Source organism: Rhodovulum steppense (assembly GCF_004339675.1).
Classification (GTDB): Bacteria; Pseudomonadota; Alphaproteobacteria; order Rhodobacterales; family Rhodobacteraceae; genus Rhodovulum; species Rhodovulum steppense.
The window spans coordinates 35,613-52,667 of sequence record NZ_SLVM01000007.1; the positions used below are offsets into that span (position 1 = coordinate 35,613).

Here is a 17,055-nt window from a genome sequence, read left to right on the forward strand (position 1 = left end):
GGAAGGAGGGCGGCGGTTCGGATGAGGCGTGACCTTCGAAGAACTTTCCTGACCACACGCTTGAAATGTACGTCGACGTGGCGTACATAGCTGGATGACGTTTCAGGAGGCGACCATGCTCGGTTTCCACGACACCACGCGCGCGATCGACGAGCGCAATGAGGCCCGGATGAATTTCCGGACGAAGCCGCGCATCAAGACCGCGATTCAGCAGGCGGCGGCGCTTTCTGGCGTCGACGATTCTGTCTTCACGATGAATGCGGCCTACCAGGCCGCGCTGGCAACGATCGCTGCGCATGAACGCACAGAGCTGCAGCCGGTCGATCATGAGGCGTTCTTCGCAGCGCTTGATGCGTCGGCGGCACCGACCGACGCCCTGCGCGCGGCCTTCCGTCGACACAGCGACACGGTTGTGTCGAAGTAAATGGCCGCGTCACAACCGGTCGCCTACACCATCGAGCCGTTCGATCCGGATAGACATGATCGGGCGGCTTTTTCTTGCGGCGTCGAGCAAGTCGACAACTACTTCCAGAAGACCGCGAACAAGCTCGCCAAGGCGGACAATGTCCGTCTCTATGTGATGGTGGACCCTGAGGGCACGGTCATCGGCTTCTATGCGCTGAATGCGCACGCGGTCCAGTACACGGATCTTCCTGCGAAGTTTGCGCGGACCCGGCCTTCGCATGGCAACATTCCCGCCGCCTATATCTCCATGATCGGGCGGGATCGGAAGCTCAGCGGCGGCGGGTTTGGCGGCGATCTCTTGGTCGACGCCCTGCGGCGCATTGCCGTTGCGGCCGACGCCATTGGCGTCGCGATCGTCATGCTCGATGTGCTCGACTGCGGCGATCCTGAGCGCGTTGCGCGCCGCAAGGCGCTTTACGAAGGCTACGGATTCCAGCCATTGCCTTCGAACCCGCTCAGAATGTTCATGTCCGTCAGCACCGTTCGCAAGCTGATCGCTGAAGGGGACGACATGCAGAAAAAGGACGCCGCGCTCGCGGATCTGGCGCGGCTCGGACAGGAGTTTGACCGGGGTTGAAGTCCTGAAGGCCCAATCTGCAAACCTATAAGTTGGCAACTACAATCAGTAGGCCAAATTGTGGTGTGGCAAAAGCCCCGGACGGCTGCACGGGGTGTCAACAGCTGGTTCCGTGCTCACCTGTTCCCGTCGATCCACTTGGACATGAGCCCCTTGTCGCGGAAGCATTCATCCGGGACGGCGCGGCGTTTGATCCGGGCGACCTTCTCCGCGAAGGCCACCTGCTTGGAGGTCGGTAGCCGGTCCATGTCGGATACCGAGCGCAGCCGGGCCTGCGCCTCGATCCAGGCACTCAGGGACCGGCGGTCCTGCTGAACTTCCCAAGGCAGGAGGGTCTGGTTGCGCAGGGCAAGCGAGCGCGCATAAGCGATCTGCCTAGGCGTCGCGGGCAAGGCGTGCGTGGTGCTGTCCATCGGGAAACCCCCTTGTCGGCTCGGCCCTGAATATAGAACATAACAGAAACAAATCAGGCCAAGCGACCGGGACGCGTCGGTTCGAGAGGGAGAGCGGGGCGGGGGAAGATCAGGCCTGAGGGTGTCCGGGCCTGTCCCTGTCCCTCATTCTGGAGTTTCCCGATGACTTATCTTGCGCCCGTTGCGCCTCCCGTTGCTGTTACGTCTGCTGATCCCGCGCATGCGATCCTTGCCGTGGCGGAAGCGCTGCAGCTCGATCTGGCGAAGGGCTTCCAGATCGACGCGCTGCGTCTGCGGTTTGAGATGGAGCGCTTCCAGCAGTTTTCGACGCCGCTGCCCATGGGGCTGGCGGCGCTCGCTGCCGCGCAGATCACACCGCGCGATCTGGTCCTCGAGCCTTCGGTCGGGACCGGGCTTCTCGCGATCCTCGCCGAGATCGCGGGCGGCAGCCTCGCGCTGAACGAGTTGGCCGACACGCGCGCCGACCTTCTGCGTCTCCTTTTTCCAGGGCGCCTCGTCACGCAGTTTGATGCCGCACAGATCGACGATCATCTCGACGTCGGACTTCGTCCGAGCGTCATCCTGATGAACCCGCCGTTTTCGGCGGTGGCCAATGTCGATGGCTGGACGAGCGAGGCGACGGCCCGGCATTTGCGCTCGGCCCTTGCCCGGTTGGCCTCCGGCGGGCGTCTGATCGCGGTCACTGGCGCCGGCTTCGCGCCGGAAGCACCCGCCTGGGCCGAGACCTTCGGACGCCTGACCGAGACGGCGCATCTCGTTTTCACCGGCGCTGTGTCAGGTGCCGCCTTCGCCAAGCATGGGACCAGCTTCGAGACGCGCATCTCGGTCTTCGACAAATGCCGAGGCTGCGAAAAGGCTGGGATAACCGCTGATCTCAACCAGCCCATGGCTCCCGATGTGGCGCAGCTCCTCGCCCGGATCGTGGCCGAGGCCCCCCCGCGCCTCGAATTGGATACGGGCGATGTCGCTCGATCCCGTTCCACGTCCCCCTTCTCGGGAATTCCTGCCCGTGCATCCGCCACCCCAGCCGGGAAACCGCGCGCAACGGCGTCGCCCAAGACCGAAGCACATGTTGCCACGCCGGAGGCCGAAGACCTCGCCTATTCCCTGCGCGAGACGGTGGACGACCTCGGCCCTGCGCGCCTTTCCGACGCGATCTACGAGACGATCCGCCTGCAAGCGATCGACATCCCCGGCGCGGCCCCGCACCCAACCAAGCTGGTGCAGTCGGCGGCGATGGCCTCGGTCTCGCCTCCGAAACCCTCCTACAGCCCTAAACTCCCCGCCGGCGTGCTGCGCGACGGTCTGCTCTCCGACGCGCAGCTCGAGACCGTGATCTACGCGGGCGAGGCGCATGCTGCGTATCTCGCCGGATCATGGTGCGTGGATGATACCGGCGCCATGGTCTTGGCCGCGCCTGACGATGCCGCGGACGCCGTCCGCTTCCGTCGAGGCTTCTTCCTTGGCGATGGCACCGGCGCGGGCAAGGGCTGCCAGTCGGCTGGGATCCTGCTCGACAACTGGTGTCAGGGCCGCCGCAAGGCGCTCTGACGGCGCAGGGAGGATTGTACACTGGACCGGTCCAGCACCTCGCCTTCGATGGCGCTCGTTCGCATCGCCTCTTCACTCAGAAGCTCGATGGGCAAGCGGTCGCGCTCATCGCCGGTCACATGGAAGACGTCGCCCAGTATCTCTCCAGACGACAACAGGAACCGCCGCTCTAGAGGTTCGACGGCGGCGCTGTCATAGCGAAACTCGGCCAGTCGGTGTGCGTCCAGTTCCAGCGCATGAGCTATAGGGACCCTTTCTATAACTCATCATGCGGCAAGATCATGATGCATGGAAGATCATTCCATGCATCAGGCGGGCGTCTTTCGGTGGTGCCGATACCCTGAACTGCCTTCGGTCGTCTTTCCTGCGTGCATGCTTGTGCGTTCAGGCGGCCTTGACCATCGGCTCGTAGCGCACCTCGGTCATGGCTTCGTTCAGCCAGGCGGGTTGCAGATCGCCATTGTTCCACTGGTACAGATAGCCAACGAGCGTATCGGTCTTCTGGCAGAGAATCCGCAAGATGGGTTCGCCGGTCAGGCGGGTGTTCGGGGACATGATGCGCTCCTCTTACCTGGACATCGAAACTGGTGAACATGGAGGTCAATGAATACTCGCCGGTCGTGTTAACGGCAGGATTCTGCAGCTGCAAGATCAACCGGAGCGCTGCGCAGGGAATTCCCGCGCCAAGTGCAACTTATCTTTTTGGACAGGGTGTTTCCGGCAGCCCGGCTTCTTGCTGCAGTGCGGCATCTGCCCTGATCTGGACGAGCAGAGCGTCGATCTCGGCCCAGACACGGGGCTCGACCTGGCCACGGATGAGAGTCCATTTGCTCAACACGTCGAGCGGATCATGGGCGCGCAGGAGAGCGGCCAGCGCCTCATGATCGACAGCGAGGGAGGTGCGCGCGCGCCATGCCGTATTCCGGCTGCGCGGTTCGGTCGACGGCGGTACGAACTCCGGTCCGACCTGCCAGTTCCTGACCGCGCGGCGCAGGGAGGCCCGGATGACCTGGGCAGGGGCGACCCCGCAGGCGAGGAGTTCTGCCTCCTGCCGGGCGAGTGCATTCACCCGGATGTCGATCTTTCGCGTGGTGGCCGTGCGCCGCGCAGGCGGCGGCATCATGGGCAGTGGCGACAAATCCCCGGCTGGGACGGTTGCCGAACGACCAGATGTGCTGCCGGGCGTGATCAGGACCGGCGGGACCGGCCCCTCAGGATTCAGCGCCGCCGCGATCTCCGCACCGGTGTGGCATCCTGCCCGCCCTTCTTCCCTTCCCGGGACTTCTTGCCCCTCTGGCCTCAGCGCGGCTGCATAGGTCGGGTCAGGTCGGGTGATGGTGGGGATCCTCTTCCGCAACGCTCTGACCTCACACGGCCAGGATGTCATTGAGGATGTCGGTCGCCTCTTCCAGGGCTTCGACCACATGGCGCACATGCGGGCGCATCAGGGGGTTGGGATCGGCCTGCTTCTGCAGGGCCACCGCATGCAGAAGCCCTTTCTCGTCCATCTCCTTGTAGACGTTGCGCCGCATCATGACGGTCTCGATGACCGGGAACCGGGCAATCGCCGCCTCGATCAGGGCCGCATCCGCACGGGTGGTTTTCTGGTCGACCATGTTCAGGACAACGTGGTGGCGCGGCAGGCTCGCCGGATCGTCGACACGAGAGCGCAGCTTCTCGAACCAGTCAGCGGTCTGCGCGCCGACATCGAGATCCGAGGTGGAGAGCATGACCGGCGTGACGATGTGATCGGCGAGGACTGCGATCCCGTCCGACCATTCGGCACCGACGCCCGCGGTGTCGATGAAGATGAAATCTGCCGCGTCCGCCGCATAGGCCTGCTCGATCCAGTGATCCACAGCCCCGACGGTATCGACCGATACCGAGCGCAGGAGAGGTGATCCCAGACCTGCCGAATCGGCCCGCCTGTGCCATGCGCCGAGCACCGCGGTGCTGTCTGTATCGATCAGAAGGACCCGGCGCCCGGCAGCCACGGCGGCGCTGATCAAGGCGCGCGAGAGCGTGGTTTTGCCACTCCCCCCTTTCCGAGCCATTGCGGCGATGACCACGAGATTGTCGTTCGGCATGGGGCGCGGGCTTTCGGCGAGGATGGTGGAGGCGGGCAAAACAACACAAGCGGCGCTATACGGTTGATTGGCGCGCGTCAAGCAGAAGACACGGTGCGGGCCGTCGGAGCGCGAGCGCAGAGGACGTGACGCACCCAGCGCAAGACATTCCGCGGCGCGCGGAGGGCGCGATGCAGTAGACGCGATGCACAAGACGGGGGACGCGCAGCGGACAGCGCGATGCGGGACGCAGAAGACGCGCTGCAAGGGACGCGATGCGCGGCGCAAAGAGCGCACGACGCGGTGCAGAGGACGCGCGGCGCGACGCAGAGAGCGCAAGGCGCGATGCATTTGGCGGAAGACGTGAAATCGGCCCCGTGGGCCGATTTTCTACATTGAGTACAAGCCCTTGGTGCCTTCTCCGCTTGCGCTGGGAGAAGGCGGGCTTGTACGAAACTGGCAAGAAATAGGAACGTATACTTCACATGGGCACCAGTCGCAGACTGACCGATCAGGAGCGCCGTCAGATCGTCCGGGAGCGGGCGAAAGGCGTCTCGGTCAGTGCGATCAGTGCGGCGCTGAAGGTCTCGCCCAAGACCGTCTACAACGTGCTGAGCCGGGGCCGTGCCGCTGTCTCGGCCAACGACAGCCGCACCCGCGTGTTGACCATGCGGGTCACCGAGCGCGACCTTTGCGGCTTCGATGCGGCTCTCGCCCGGCGCGGCATTGCCCACCGGTCAGACGCAATGCGGTGCCTGATGCTGGCCGCGGACGATCTCCTGCGCCCTGATGAGGGTATGACGGATGAGCTGAGGGGGATGAGCGCGGCGCTGAACCGGGTCGGCAACAACGTGAACCAGGTTGCGCGCCGCCTGAACGAGGCAAAGCTCAAGGGCGAGCGGCTGCCATATACCCCCGCAAGCCATGCCGAGATCCGCGATCTCGCGGTGCTCGTCTTCGACCTGGCCGATCAGATCCAGGAGATGTTCCGCGCGCGCCGCCGCGAACTGGACCTCGAGGTCACCAAGGCCCTCGCCGGTCTGGCGCGGCAGGAAACGGAACAGGTGGCCGGGAATGGCGCGGAGTGAGACGCGCGGCATCAGCCCCGCCATCTTCGATCGCGACTGGAGCCGGGTCTCGGGCAGCTGGCAGGGGCTTGCCAGGGGCGCGCAGATGGTCCGGGCGGCGCGCGGCTATACGCCGGCCATCTTCAAGCCGATCTCCAAGGGCGGCTGCCATACCGGCGCGCAGCTCAAGGCCCAGCTCACCTATCTGACGACCAAGTCGAGCCACATCCTCGACAGCCGCGGCACCCATGATGGCAAGAAGACCCTCACCGAGGCCGAGATCGATCGGGTTGTGCGGCGCTTCGAGAACCAGTGGGGCGAGCGGCACAGCCCCAAGCTCGGTCATACCTCGCATCTGCTGATGGCCTTTCCGGTCGGAACCACAGGCGATGAGGTGCGCGCGATCACAGAGACGATCTGTGAGAAGTTCTTTCAAGGGGAGGGGTCGCAATTCGACTATATTGCTGCAATACACCAAGATCGCGCGCATCCACATGCGCATATCGTTCTGAACCGCCGCAGCAAGGATGGCGAAATGTTCTTTCTCGGGAAGGATCACCACTTCAACTACGACGCCTTCCGGGCGGCGATGGTCGAGGCGGCGCAGCTCCACGGGATCCGGCTTGAGGCGACACGGCGTCTTGACCGGGGGGTCACGACCTACCGCGCCGAGATCGATGAGGTCTACAAGGCCCGTGACGAAGGCCGGCCGCCAGTCGAGCGCCAGCGCACCGGGGCTGACCTGGCCGCAGCCCTGGAGACGGTGGCGCGCAATGCGCTGACCTATCGGGGGCTGGCTGTCGAGGCATCCCGGTCGAACTTCGATGACGTGGCCGAGGCGCTTGAGCGGGCCAGCACCATCCTTGCCAGTGGCGGTCAGATTCAATCTGACGGAGCCATCTACATGTCCAAAGACGAAACAGCGTTTGACACGCTGATCACCGAGTTTTCCCAGAACATCCGTCAGATCGAGGCGGCGATTGACCGAGCGCCTGCGGCGGAGCGGCCGGAGATCGAGCGCAAGCTTACCGATGTGCTGGCCTCCGTTGCGCATCTCAATCCGCTCGGGGACCGCTCGGCCGCTCTGCTTGATGCGCCCTCCCGCGACGGCGTCTACGCGCGGGCCAACATGCGCGAGGATCAGATCGGGCGCCTTGACTACGATGCGGTTAAGGCACGCCTCACCGAGGCGCTCCAGGGCACGGGCATCGATCCCGAGGCAGTTGCAGCCCGCATGCGCGAAGGAGCCGGCAATGCCGCGCTCGAACGGCAATGGCTGGCGCAGGATCTACGCGCCATCGCCAAGGCGGGCGATCTCGATCTGGAGAAGGGCGAGGACCGCGAGGAGGCGCTGGATCGGCTGGAAGCCGTCCATGTCCGTCTGGGCGATACCCTGACCGATGCGCGCATCTTGCGGGCGGTGGACGATGTCGATGAGGCGGAGGATGCCGAGGTCTCACTGGCCGAGCGTCTGACGTTGCCCGAGCGTGATCTCGCTGCCGAGCGCCCGGACGTCTTTGCGCCGTCCGAGCGGCAGGACTTCCAGCAGCTGGTCGCTCAGTTCCGCCGGACGGATTTCAACTACCCATTCTCGGATGATCCCTCGGTCCGCCGGGCAGGGGCAATCGAGGTGGAAGAGGCCCGTGCCGCTTTCAACGCCTATGCCCAGCGATCGCCCGACCATGCCGAACTGGCCTCGATGGCCTGGGACAAGATCACCGACAGCCGCAAGCCGCAGGAGTTCGCTGTCGAGGAGAAGGACCGCAGGCTCCACGCGGGCGATATGGACCTGGCTCTGCGCGATCCTACGCAACATCTCGGTCCGATCACCGAAGATGACCGCACCGTCGCCCGCTACCGCGCCGAGATGCCGGATGACGAGTTCGGGGCAGCTGTGCAGAAAGAGATCAACCAGCTGCGCGCCATGGGCGCCTCACGCGCCTATATCAGCGAGCGGAGCTTCGACATCGAGGACAAGGCCCGGCAGGATTATGCCGAACGGCGCTTTATGGCCGAGACTGCCCCAGATGTGCTGACGTTCCTGCAGCGGGCCGAGGCCGGGGATATGGAGCCGCTCACCGAGACGGCCGGGCAGCGCCTGGTCGCGCAGATCGACCGCAACCTGTCCCCGAACGCGGTCACCGCCCTGCGTGCTGGCCATGCCGATGTGCTGGAGAAGTTCACCGAGCATCCGCTGCGCCAGTTGGAACTCGCCAAGGCCTATCTCGAAAGCAGTGAGGTTACCGCGCACGGCCCTGCCATGGAGCGGGTGCTGGACGCCCTGGCCGAGGAACAGATCGAGGCGCAGCGCGCGCGTCACGCCGCGGCGCATGGCGAGAAGGGGATCACCCATGGATAAGGGCAGGATCGCGGGCGGGATCCTCAGCCTGACGCTGATCGGTCTTGCCATCGGCTATGTCGTGGCAACGGGCTACCTGACCCTGCGCTACGGGCTCTCGACCGAGCGGATCGATTTCACGCTGCTTGCGCGGGAATACAACGCGCTGGGGGCCAACGCCCCGCGGGATTTCCTCTGGGTGAACCTGATCCTCGGGGTAAGCGGTCTGGCGGCGTTCCTGCTCGGCATCACGCTTCTGGGCGAGGCGCTGACCCGGTTCGGCACGACGCATTGGCAGACCCGGGGCGAGATGAAGCGCAACGGGTTCTTCGCCAAGCCGGGCGGCGGCTTCCTTCTGGGCAAGCTCGGCCCCCCGAAATCGAAGCGTCCCTTCCTCGTCTCCAAGACCTTTCCGCATGCGCTGATCGTGGCCCCGACGGGCCGGGGCAAGGGCGTTGGTTTCGTGATCCCGAACCTGCTCACCTACAAGGGCTCGGCCGTGGTGCTCGACGTGAAGGGCGAGAACTTCCGCGAGACCGCGCGCTTCCGCGCCAGCATGGGCGACAAGGTCTTCCGGTTCGCCCCGACCGACTGGGACCGCCCGACGCACCGCTACAACCCGCTGGCGCGCATCGCGGCCATGACCAATCCCGACCGGCAGCAGATGGAGCTGAAGCTCACCGCCAAGCTCTTCCTGCAAACCGACAACGAGAAGCTGAGCGGGCTCCTGGCAGGCGGTATCGATCTCTTCGTCGCGGCAGGCCTTCTGGCCTTCGAGCGCGGGGTGCCCACCATCGGCGAGATCTACCGCATCACCGCCTCCGGCGGCGACAAGCAGAAGGAATACCTCAAGCGCTCCCAGGAGGTGAGGAACAAGTCCGCCAAGCTGATCTTCGAGCGCATGGCGTCGACCAACAACGACACCCTGACCTCTTACCTGTCGCTCCTGATGACCTCGGGTCTCGACACCTGGGACAACCGCGCGATCGACGCTGCGACCGCGACCTCCGACTTCTCCTTCCGGGACATCCGGCGCCGCCCGCATGCGATCTATCTCGTGGTCGAGTCCGAGATGATCCGGCCCCTGGCCCCGCTGATCCGGCTGTTCTTCTCCGACCTGATCGCTTCGCTGCAGGCGCAGGAGCCCGGCGAGGATGAGCCCTGGCCCGTGATGATCATGCTCGACGAGTTCGACCGGCTCGGGAAAATGCCGATCGTGGCCGAGAGCATCAAGACGCTGCGGTCATTCGGCGGCAACCTCGCCATTGTCACCCAGACCATCCCGGCGCTCGACGAGATCTATGGCGAGAATACCCGCCGCTCGCTTCAGGGCGGTGCTGGCGTGAAGCTCTACCTCACCCCGTCCGAGCAGAAGACCATCGAGGAGCTGAGCCAGGCTGTCGGCAAGACCACCAAGCGCGTGGTGACCCGATCCCGGGCCGTCGGGCGCAACCCGTTCGAAGGGCGCAGCGTTTCCGAGCGGACCGAGGACACACCGCTGCTGACCGAGGACCAGGCTCGCCGCATGGATCTGGACGAGGTGATCCTCGTGATCGACGCGCAGATGCCGATCCGGGCACGGCGGATCAAGTATTTCGAGGACCCGGCGCTGAAGATACTGCATGCCGGTCAAGCCGGGACTTTCCCGTATCCGGATGAAGACGGGCTGCGGCGAGATCGGCAGATTGCGGAAACCCGTGGGACCGTGGAGCGGCTGATGCGGGAGCTGATGGCCGTGAAAGCGTCGGGTTCAGTGATGCCGAAGGCGGGGGCCACCGCGGGATCGGACATGGCGACGGCTGGTGACGCACGACTCGAACCGACGAGGTCCTCGCGTGCCCGTGGGCGGGCGGCCCGCGCGCTGGCGGGCGCGGTGAATTCGGAGCCGGCGCCACTGACGATCGATCTGGACCGGTTGGGCATAGCTGGCGCGGACCAGGCAGGGCTCGTCGCCGCCGTTCAAACCACGCGCTCGATCATTGCGGAATATGCTTGAACTGGTCAGCACGCATCCGGGACGTCGGCACGCTTGCGCCGAAGGTGCCCTGATCGGTCATGCCGGTTGGGAACCGCACGGCCGTCAGAACGCGTCCCGGGGTGGCGCGGGAGCTCAGGCTTGCATCGTGAGCGCAAACGCGGCCCGGAGCACGTGATTGTGCCGATGGTCCCGGCGAATTCTTCCACGCCAGGCGATTGCCGTGGGCCGCCCAATCGCTGTGTCCCGCCTGTCCGGTCCGGTTGTCGTTCGTCGCCTGACATGCCTGCCATACCGAGTCCGCGGTTCGATACTGGCGCGTATCCGGTCTGGTCGAGTTTTCAACGCGCGCGACAATAGGGCTTCAGGGGAATGTCGCGTGACTTCTTCGTCTCGAACTTGCGGTAGCGTCCGCCCGAGTAGCGCGGGCAATCCCGCCCATGACCCGCTGCGATTATCGCCGCGCCAATGTCATTTCCATTCGGATCATGGCAGATCCCCACCCAGCGATCATAGCTGCGCTGCCCGTTGAGAACACAGCTCATCATCTTGCCCCGATAGGTGCGCTCCACCCATTCCTTTCCAGCGCGACCGCCAAGCTCTTTGAGTTCGGGGCTGTCCACACCGTTCAAGCGCACCGCGATGCGTCCACGTGACGAGGCAATCTCGATGGTGTCCGCGTCTCGCACATGAACCAGCCGCCCCTCGATTCTCTGCGCTTCGGCAGTTGTCACGAGGAGGACCAATGCAAGCATTGCCGAGGTGGCACGAATAACCAGGTACACTGAGCACTCCTCAACATGTCTGCAAGGATCAGGAACCGACCGGCGGCTCTCATAGGATATCGGGGGCCAGCGCTCAAGATCGATGATCTATCTGCCATGACAGAGCAATCCGATCATGCGGCAGAGTCGGCATCTGTTCGCGAGCACAAAGCTCTACCCTGCCTTCATCACGATGCACCGGTGGCGAATCCCTTGTCCGTGCGCCAGTGTTCTTCTATTGTTCTTCCTTGCCCCCACCCCGGTCCGCCGCCGCGTCATGCCCGGCCGCTTGTCGGCCATCGGCGTCGAAGGGGCCGGGCAGCAAAGGGGGAAACCGCTGCCGGAGGGCGAGCGGTCATCACGGGCCAGGAATGCGAACACCGATGCCGGATCCGCTTGCCCTTCGTCCCGCCCGCATGCACGAGGCCGAGGGGTCGGGCCGCCGGGCCTTTGCGGTGTTCCAGGCCGCGCGCCATCCCGGGCCGCTGGTCTGGATCCTGCCCGCCCATGCCCCCGAGATGCCGATGCCGCCCGGCCTGCCGCCGGGGATCGCCTCGCGCCTTCATCTGCTGCAGCCGCAGGGCGAGACCGACCTGCTGTGGGCGACCGAGGAATCGCTGCGCGCGGCCCCTGTCGGCCTGGTGATCGCCGAGCCGGAAAAGCCCCTGTCGCTGACCGCGGGCCGCCGGTTTCAACTGGCGGCCGAAGCCGGGCAGACCACGGGCCTGATCCTGATCCGCGAGGGCGCGGGCAGCAATGCCGCCGAGACGCGCTGGCACTGTGTGCCCCGTGCGGGCGATGCGGCGGACTCGACTCTGCAGTGCTGGTCGCGTATCAAGAACAAAAGAGGAACAGTAGGACGCTGGATTGTGAACTGGGATGGCACGTCGGCTGCTTTCGATCTGGTTTCCGCGACTGGCGAGCGACACGAGCCTGCGCCGCCGCCCCGTCCCGGGGCCGTTCGCGCTGACCCTGCGCTCGGGCAATGCCGACCATCTGCACTGCCTGACGCCTGAGGCCGAGGCGCGCGGGCTTGCCCGCGGCATGGCGCTGGCCGATGCCCGCGCGATCTGCCCCGACCTGGCCACCCGCCCCGCCGATCTGGCGCGCGAGGCGGCGGCGCTTGCCAGCCTGCGCCGCTGGGCGGGGCGCTATGCGCCGATGGTGGCCAGCGACGGGCCGGACGGGCTGATCGCCGACATCACCGGCGTTGCGCATCTTTTCGGCGGCGAGGAGGAGCTGCGCGCCGACCTGCATGCCCGGCTGGAGCGCGCGGGGCTGACGGCGGCCAGCGCCATCGCCGGCAGCCGCGGCGCGGCCCATGCGCTGGCGCGCCATGGCGGCGGGATCCTGGCCGAGGGCGCGCTGTCCGAAGGGGTCGGGCGGCTGCCGGTCTCGGCGCTGCGCATCGACCATGCGACGGCCGAGGCGCTGGCGCGCGTGGGGCTGACCCGCATCGCCGATCTGACCGCGCTGCCGCGGGCGCCGCTGGCCCGGCGCTTCGGGCCGGGGCTGGTGCTGCGGCTGGACCAGGTCCTGGGCCATCAGCCCGAGCCGGTGGCCGCGGCCCCCGATCCCCCGCATTTCGGGGTGCGGATGACCCTGCCCGAGCCGATCGGGTTGCAGGCCGATGTGATGGCGGGACTGGGCCGCCTGCTCGAGCGGCTTTGCCGGACGCTGGCCCTGCATCAGCGCGGCGCGCGGCGGCTGCGGCTGGAACTGCGCCGGGTGGATCGCGGCGTTGCCCATGTCGAGATCGGCCTGGCCCGCCCGCTGCGCGACCCCGACCGGATCGCGGCGCTGTTCGTCAAGGGTGTGCAGGAGATCGACGCCGGTTTCGGCATCGACGCGCTGCGGCTGAGCGCGCCCGTCACCGAACCGCTGGCGCCCGAGCAGATCGGCGGTGGCGGCGCGGCGGTGCGGGGCGAGGATGCGCTGGCCGACCTGGTCTCGCGGCTGGGCAACCGGATCGGCTTTGACCGGGTGCTGCGCCTGCTGCCCGCCGACAGCCGCATCCCCGAGCGCAGTTTCCTGATCGCCCCTGCTGCCTATAGCGCCCCCGCCCCGGAACCGCCGCGCCGCGGTCCCGCCCGGCCGATCACGCTCTTTCCGCCCGAGCCTGTCAGTGCGGTTTCCGGCCACCCGCCCGCGCGGTTTCGATGGCGGCGGATGGAGTTCGCCACGCTGCGCGCCATCGGCCCCGAACGCATTGCACCGGAATGGTGGCTGGACGATCCGGCCTGGCGCACGGGGCTGCGCGATTACTGGCGGATCGAGACGAAACAGGGCCCGCGGCTGTGGCTGTTTCATACCCCGCTGGCGCCCGGCTGGCAGGTGCAGGGGGAATTCGCATGACCCGCTATGCCGAGCTGTGCGTCACCACCAATTTCACCTTCCTGACCGGCGCCTCGCATCCCGAGGAACTGGTGGTGCGCGCCGCCGAACTGGGGCTGGATGCCATCGCGATCACCGACCGCAATTCGGTCGCGGGGGTGGTGCGGGCGTTCTCGGCGCTGAAGGAACTGGCGCGGCTGGCGGATGAAGGCCCCGCGATCCGCTCGCAGCGGGTGATGGACCATTCCAGCCGACAGAGCGTCGCTGCGGGCAGCGCGGCCATCGCCCGGGCCGCGATGCTGCCGAAGCTGATCGTGGGGGCGCGGCTGGTGCTGGCCGACAGCCCGGTGGAGTGGCTGGCGCTGCCCACCGATGCTGCCGCCTGGTCGCGGCTGACGCGGATGCTGTCGCTCGGCAAGCGGCGGGCGGCCAAGGGTCAATGCCACCTGACCCGCGCCGATCTCGAGGAATGGGGCGAGGGGCTGATCCTGATCGCGCTGCCCCCCGACCCGATGGAGCACGCCACCCCTCCGGACCTGCGCCGCCTTGCGCGCCGCTTTCCGGGGCGCTGCTTTCTGGGGGCGGCGCCGCAATATGACGGGCGCGACCAGGTCCGGCTTGACCGGCTTGCGGGGATGGCGCAGGCGACCGGGATGCCGATGGTGGCGGTGGGCGAGGTGCTGATGCATCGCGCCGCCCGCCGCCCGCTGGCCGATGTGCTGACCTGCCTGCGCGAGGGCTGCACCATCGACAGCATCGGCACCCGGCGCCTTGCCAATGGCGAAAGGCGGCTGAAATCGGGGGCCGAGATGGCGCGGCTGTTTCACCGCTATCCCGCCGCGATCCGCCGCACGCTGGAAATTGCCGATGCCTGCGCCTTCCGGCTGGATGACCTGCGCTATCAATACCCGGACGAGGCGCTGAACGGCGAACCCGCGCAGGACCGGCTGGAGCGGCTGACGCGCGAGGGGCTTTCGTGGCGCTATCCCGAAGGCCCGCCGCCGAAGATCATTGCCCGCGTCGACAAGGAACTGACCCTGATCCGCGAGGTCGGCTATGCGCCCTATTTCCTGACCGTCCACGACATCGTGGCCTTCGCCCGCAGCCGCGGGATCCTGTGCCAGGGGCGCGGCTCGGCGGCCAATTCGGTGGTCTGCTACCTGCTGGGCATCACCGAGGTGCCGCCCGAATCCATCACCCTGATCTTCGAGCGGTTCATCTCGAAGGAACGCGGCGAGCCGCCCGATATCGACGTCGATTTCGAACACGAACGGCGCGAGGAGGTGATCCAGTGGATCTATGACCGCTACAGCCGCGAACGCGCCGGGCTGACGGCCACCGTGATCCATTTCCGAAGCCGCGCCGCGATCCGCGAGGTGGGCAAGGTCATGGGGCTGAGCCAGGACGTGATCGCGCGGCTGTCGGGCCAGATCTGGGGCTGGTCCGCGACCGCGCCGGGCGAGGACCGGCTGCGCGAGGCCGGGCTCGATCCCGCCGACCATCGCGTGATGCTGGCCACCCGCCTGATCGCCGAGATCATCGGCTTTCCCCGCCACCTTTCCCAGCATGTCGGCGGCTTCGTCATCACCCAGGGTCGGCTGGACGAGTTGTGCCCGATCGAGAACGCCGCGATGGAGGATCGCACCATCATCGAATGGGACAAGGACGATATCGACGCGCTGGGGCTGATGAAGGTGGACATCCTTGCGCTGGGGATGCTGACCGCGATCCGCAAGGCGTTCGGGCTTCTGGAAATCCACCGCAAGCGCCGCCTGACGCTGGCCAATGTCCCGCCCGAGGACCGGGCGGTCTATGACATGCTCTGCCGGGCCGATGCCGTGGGTGTGTTCCAGGTCGAAAGCCGGGCGCAGTTGAACTTCCTGCCCCGGATGCGGCCGCGCAAGTTCTACGACCTGGTCTGCGAGGTCGCCATCGTCCGCCCGGGGCCCATCCAGGGCGGCATGGTGCATCCCTTCCTCAACCGCCGCATGGGCCGCGAGCCGGTCGAGGATCTGGGCCCCGCGATGATGGAGGTGCTGGGCCGCACCTATGGCGTGCCGCTGTTCCAGGAACAGGCGATGCAGATCGCCGTGGTCGCCGCGGGCTTCACACCGGCCGAGGCCGACCGGCTGCGCCGCAGCCTTGCCACCTTCAAGCGGATGGGCACCATCGGCGGTTTCCGCGACCGGTTCGTGTCGGGGATGCTGGAGCGCGGCTATGACGCGGGCTTCGCCGAACGCTGCTTTGCCCAGATCGAGGGCTTCGGCTCCTACGGGTTCCCCGAAAGCCACGCGGCCAGCTTTGCGCGCCTTGTCTATGTCTCGGCCTGGCTGAAATGCCACCACCCGGCGATCTTCACCTGCGCCCTGCTGAACAGCCAGCCGATGGGTTTCTACGCCCCCGCCCAGCTTGTCCGCGACGCGCGCGAGCACGGGGTCGAGGTACGGCCCGTCTCTGTCAACCATTCCGACTGGGACTGCACGCTGGAACCGCGGGCCGATGGCGGGCTGGCATTGCGGCTGGGGTTCCGCCAGATCAAGGGCCTGCGCGCCGAGGATGCCGCCTGGATCGCCGCCGCCCGCGGCAATGGCTACCCGGATGTCGAAAGCCTGTGGCGCCGGGCGGGGGTCGGGCCGGAGGCGCTGGAACGGCTGGCCGAGGGCGACGCCTTCGCCGCCCTGGGCCTTGCCCGCCGCGATGCGCTCTGGGCCGCGCGCGCGTTGCGGGCGCCTGCGCCGCTGCCGCTGTTCGGCGCGGATGGCGAGGGCGGCGCGGAGCCCGCGCTCGTGCTGCCGGCGATGACGCTGGGGCAGGAGGTGATCGAGGATTACCTGTCGCTGCGGCTCTCGTTGCGCGCCCATCCGCTGGAACTGCTGCGCCCGCGGCTTGTCGGCAGCCTGCCCCATGACCGGCTGGCCGGGGCGAGCGGCCGCGTCACCGTCACCGGCCTTGTCATCACCCGCCAGCGGCCCGGCACCGCCTCGGGCGTGATCTTCCTCACGCTCGAGGACGAAACCGGCGTGGCGAATGTGGTGGTCTGGACGCGGGTCTACGAACGCTTCCGCCAGGCCGTGATCGCCGGGCGGCTCTTGCGCGTCACCGGCCGGATCGAACGCGACGGCCCGGTGGTGCATGTCATCGCCGAACGGGTCGAGGATCTGTCGCCGCGGCTTGCCACCCTCGGCCACCCGGTGCCGATCCCCGCCAATGACGGCCGCGCGGATGAGACCCGCCGCCCCGCAGGCGGCAGCCTGCGCCCCTCGGCCCGCCACCCGCGCGACCAGGCCAGGCGCCTCTTTCCCAGCCGGGATTTTCACTAGGGCCTGTCGGGCCCCCGGCCTTCGGTCGACCGATGCGCCGGGAATCGGCCGCTGGCTTCTCAGAGCGAGGCCCTCAGACAGGGACAGCCGCGGTCACGAAAGCTCTGGTCCGATCAAGAGTCGAGTGTAACGGCCCGGTTGGCGCTGCCTGCCAGAGCTTGGCC

General features: G+C 67.0%; 13 protein-coding genes and 2 pseudogenes. 9 read left to right on the plus strand and 6 right to left on the minus strand.

The window, feature by feature from the left end; translation table 11 throughout:
* The first annotated feature begins 94 nt into the window (after positions 1-94).
* Both EV216_RS06025 and EV216_RS06030 read left to right on the plus strand, forming a co-directional pair.
* Positions 95-424 (plus strand): type II toxin-antitoxin system TacA family antitoxin, encoded by a 330-nt coding sequence (locus tag EV216_RS06025; RefSeq protein WP_243641986.1) that lies wholly within the window; start codon positions 95-97, stop codon positions 422-424.
* A complete protein-coding gene (locus EV216_RS06030) occupies positions 425-1,042 on the plus strand; it encodes a GNAT family N-acetyltransferase (protein ID WP_132694165.1) in 618 nt (205 codons plus the stop codon).
* A 116-nt stretch (positions 1,043-1,158) separates the two neighbouring features.
* Here the strand turns inward: EV216_RS06030 and EV216_RS06035 are convergent, their stop codons facing one another.
* Positions 1,159-1,455 carry a hypothetical protein gene (locus tag EV216_RS06035; protein ID WP_132694166.1) on the minus strand — a complete coding sequence of 99 codons (297 nt, stop codon included), beginning with the start codon at positions 1,453-1,455 and terminating at the stop codon, positions 1,159-1,161.
* Between the two features lie 162 nt (positions 1,456-1,617).
* On the opposite strand from EV216_RS06035, the pseudogene EV216_RS18920 reads away from it, so the two are divergent.
* A pseudogene (locus EV216_RS18920) lies at positions 1,618-3,024 on the plus strand (strawberry notch-like NTP hydrolase domain-containing protein); the annotation flags it as partial.
* Here EV216_RS18920 and EV216_RS06045 read toward each other — a convergent pair.
* The 4 genes and pseudogenes from EV216_RS06045 to EV216_RS06055 all read right to left on the minus strand — a co-directional run.
* A pseudogene (locus EV216_RS06045) lies at positions 3,015-3,265 on the minus strand (DUF4172 domain-containing protein); the annotation flags it as partial. The pseudogenes EV216_RS18920 and EV216_RS06045 overlap by 10 nt on opposite strands.
* 146 nt (positions 3,266-3,411) lie before the next feature.
* On the minus strand, positions 3,412-3,582 hold the full coding sequence (locus tag EV216_RS18165) for a hypothetical protein (protein ID WP_165899163.1): 171 nt from the start codon (positions 3,580-3,582) through the stop codon (positions 3,412-3,414).
* A 139-nt stretch (positions 3,583-3,721) separates the two neighbouring features.
* A complete protein-coding gene (locus EV216_RS18615; RefSeq protein ID WP_243641988.1) occupies positions 3,722-4,150 on the minus strand; it encodes a hypothetical protein in 429 nt (142 codons plus the stop codon).
* Between the two features lie 244 nt (positions 4,151-4,394).
* The gene (locus EV216_RS06055; protein WP_132694167.1) at positions 4,395-5,114 is read right to left on the minus strand and encodes a ParA family protein; all 720 of its coding nucleotides are present in this window, start codon (positions 5,112-5,114) and stop codon (positions 4,395-4,397) included.
* Between the two features lie 464 nt (positions 5,115-5,578).
* Between EV216_RS06055 and EV216_RS06060 the strand changes: the two genes are divergently transcribed.
* From EV216_RS06060 to EV216_RS06070, 3 genes are read left to right on the plus strand one after another with little or no spacing between them, the layout of a single operon-like run.
* On the plus strand, positions 5,579-6,181 hold the full coding sequence (locus tag EV216_RS06060; RefSeq protein ID WP_132694168.1) for a helix-turn-helix domain-containing protein: 603 nt from the start codon (positions 5,579-5,581) through the stop codon (positions 6,179-6,181).
* Complete coding sequence (locus EV216_RS06065; RefSeq protein WP_132694169.1) at positions 6,168-8,519, plus strand: relaxase/mobilization nuclease domain-containing protein; 2,352 nt, start codon at positions 6,168-6,170, stop codon at positions 8,517-8,519. Before EV216_RS06060 ends, EV216_RS06065 begins: the two co-directional genes overlap by 14 nt.
* On the plus strand, positions 8,512-10,494 hold the full coding sequence (locus tag EV216_RS06070; RefSeq protein ID WP_132694170.1) for a type IV secretory system conjugative DNA transfer family protein: 1,983 nt from the start codon (positions 8,512-8,514) through the stop codon (positions 10,492-10,494). Before EV216_RS06065 ends, EV216_RS06070 begins: the two co-directional genes overlap by 8 nt.
* 320 nt (positions 10,495-10,814) lie before the next feature.
* Here EV216_RS06070 and EV216_RS06075 read toward each other — a convergent pair whose 3' ends face one another.
* A complete protein-coding gene (locus EV216_RS06075) occupies positions 10,815-11,258 on the minus strand; it encodes a thermonuclease family protein (RefSeq protein ID WP_243641989.1) in 444 nt (147 codons plus the stop codon).
* Between the two features lie 362 nt (positions 11,259-11,620).
* Here EV216_RS06075 and EV216_RS18620 point away from each other — a divergent pair, with 362 nt between their 5' ends.
* The 3 genes from EV216_RS18620 to EV216_RS06090 are packed head-to-tail and all read left to right on the plus strand — an operon-like array spanning position 11,621 to position 16,891.
* A complete protein-coding gene (locus tag EV216_RS18620) occupies positions 11,621-12,253 on the plus strand; it encodes a hypothetical protein (RefSeq protein ID WP_243641990.1) in 633 nt (210 codons plus the stop codon).
* Positions 12,171-13,592 (plus strand): Y-family DNA polymerase, encoded by a 1,422-nt coding sequence (locus EV216_RS06085; RefSeq protein ID WP_481404350.1) that lies wholly within the window; start codon positions 12,171-12,173, stop codon positions 13,590-13,592. Before EV216_RS18620 ends, EV216_RS06085 begins: the two co-directional genes overlap by 83 nt.
* Positions 13,589-16,891 carry an error-prone DNA polymerase gene (locus EV216_RS06090; protein WP_132694172.1) on the plus strand — a complete coding sequence of 1,101 codons (3,303 nt, stop codon included), beginning with the start codon at positions 13,589-13,591 and terminating at the stop codon, positions 16,889-16,891. The genes EV216_RS06085 and EV216_RS06090 overlap by 4 nt, the downstream gene beginning before the upstream one ends.
* Positions 16,892-17,055: the final 164 nt, after the last annotated feature.

What these genes read in the sequence shown, in the direction of transcription:
- EV216_RS06025 (WP_243641986.1), top strand. Translation starts at nt 95, where the DNA reads ATGACGTTTCAGGAGGCGACCATGCTCGGTTTCCACGACACCACGCGC.
- EV216_RS06030 (WP_132694165.1), top strand. Translation starts at nt 425, where the DNA reads ATGGCCGCGTCACAACCGGTCGCCTACACCATCGAGCCGTTCGATCCG.
- EV216_RS06035 (WP_132694166.1), bottom strand. Translation starts at nt 1,455, where the DNA reads ATGGACAGCACCACGCACGCCTTGCCCGCGACGCCTAGGCAGATCGCT.
- EV216_RS18165 (WP_165899163.1), bottom strand. Translation starts at nt 3,582, where the DNA reads ATGTCCCCGAACACCCGCCTGACCGGCGAACCCATCTTGCGGATTCTC.
- EV216_RS18615 (WP_243641988.1), bottom strand. Translation starts at nt 4,150, where the DNA reads ATGATGCCGCCGCCTGCGCGGCGCACGGCCACCACGCGAAAGATCGAC.
- EV216_RS06055 (WP_132694167.1), bottom strand. Translation starts at nt 5,114, where the DNA reads ATGCCGAACGACAATCTCGTGGTCATCGCCGCAATGGCTCGGAAAGGG.
- EV216_RS06060 (WP_132694168.1), top strand. Translation starts at nt 5,579, where the DNA reads ATGGGCACCAGTCGCAGACTGACCGATCAGGAGCGCCGTCAGATCGTC.
- EV216_RS06065 (WP_132694169.1), top strand. Translation starts at nt 6,168, where the DNA reads ATGGCGCGGAGTGAGACGCGCGGCATCAGCCCCGCCATCTTCGATCGC.
- EV216_RS06070 (WP_132694170.1), top strand. Translation starts at nt 8,512, where the DNA reads ATGGATAAGGGCAGGATCGCGGGCGGGATCCTCAGCCTGACGCTGATC.
- EV216_RS18620 (WP_243641990.1), top strand. Translation starts at nt 11,621, where the DNA reads ATGCCGGATCCGCTTGCCCTTCGTCCCGCCCGCATGCACGAGGCCGAG.
- EV216_RS06090 (WP_132694172.1), top strand. Translation starts at nt 13,589, where the DNA reads ATGACCCGCTATGCCGAGCTGTGCGTCACCACCAATTTCACCTTCCTG.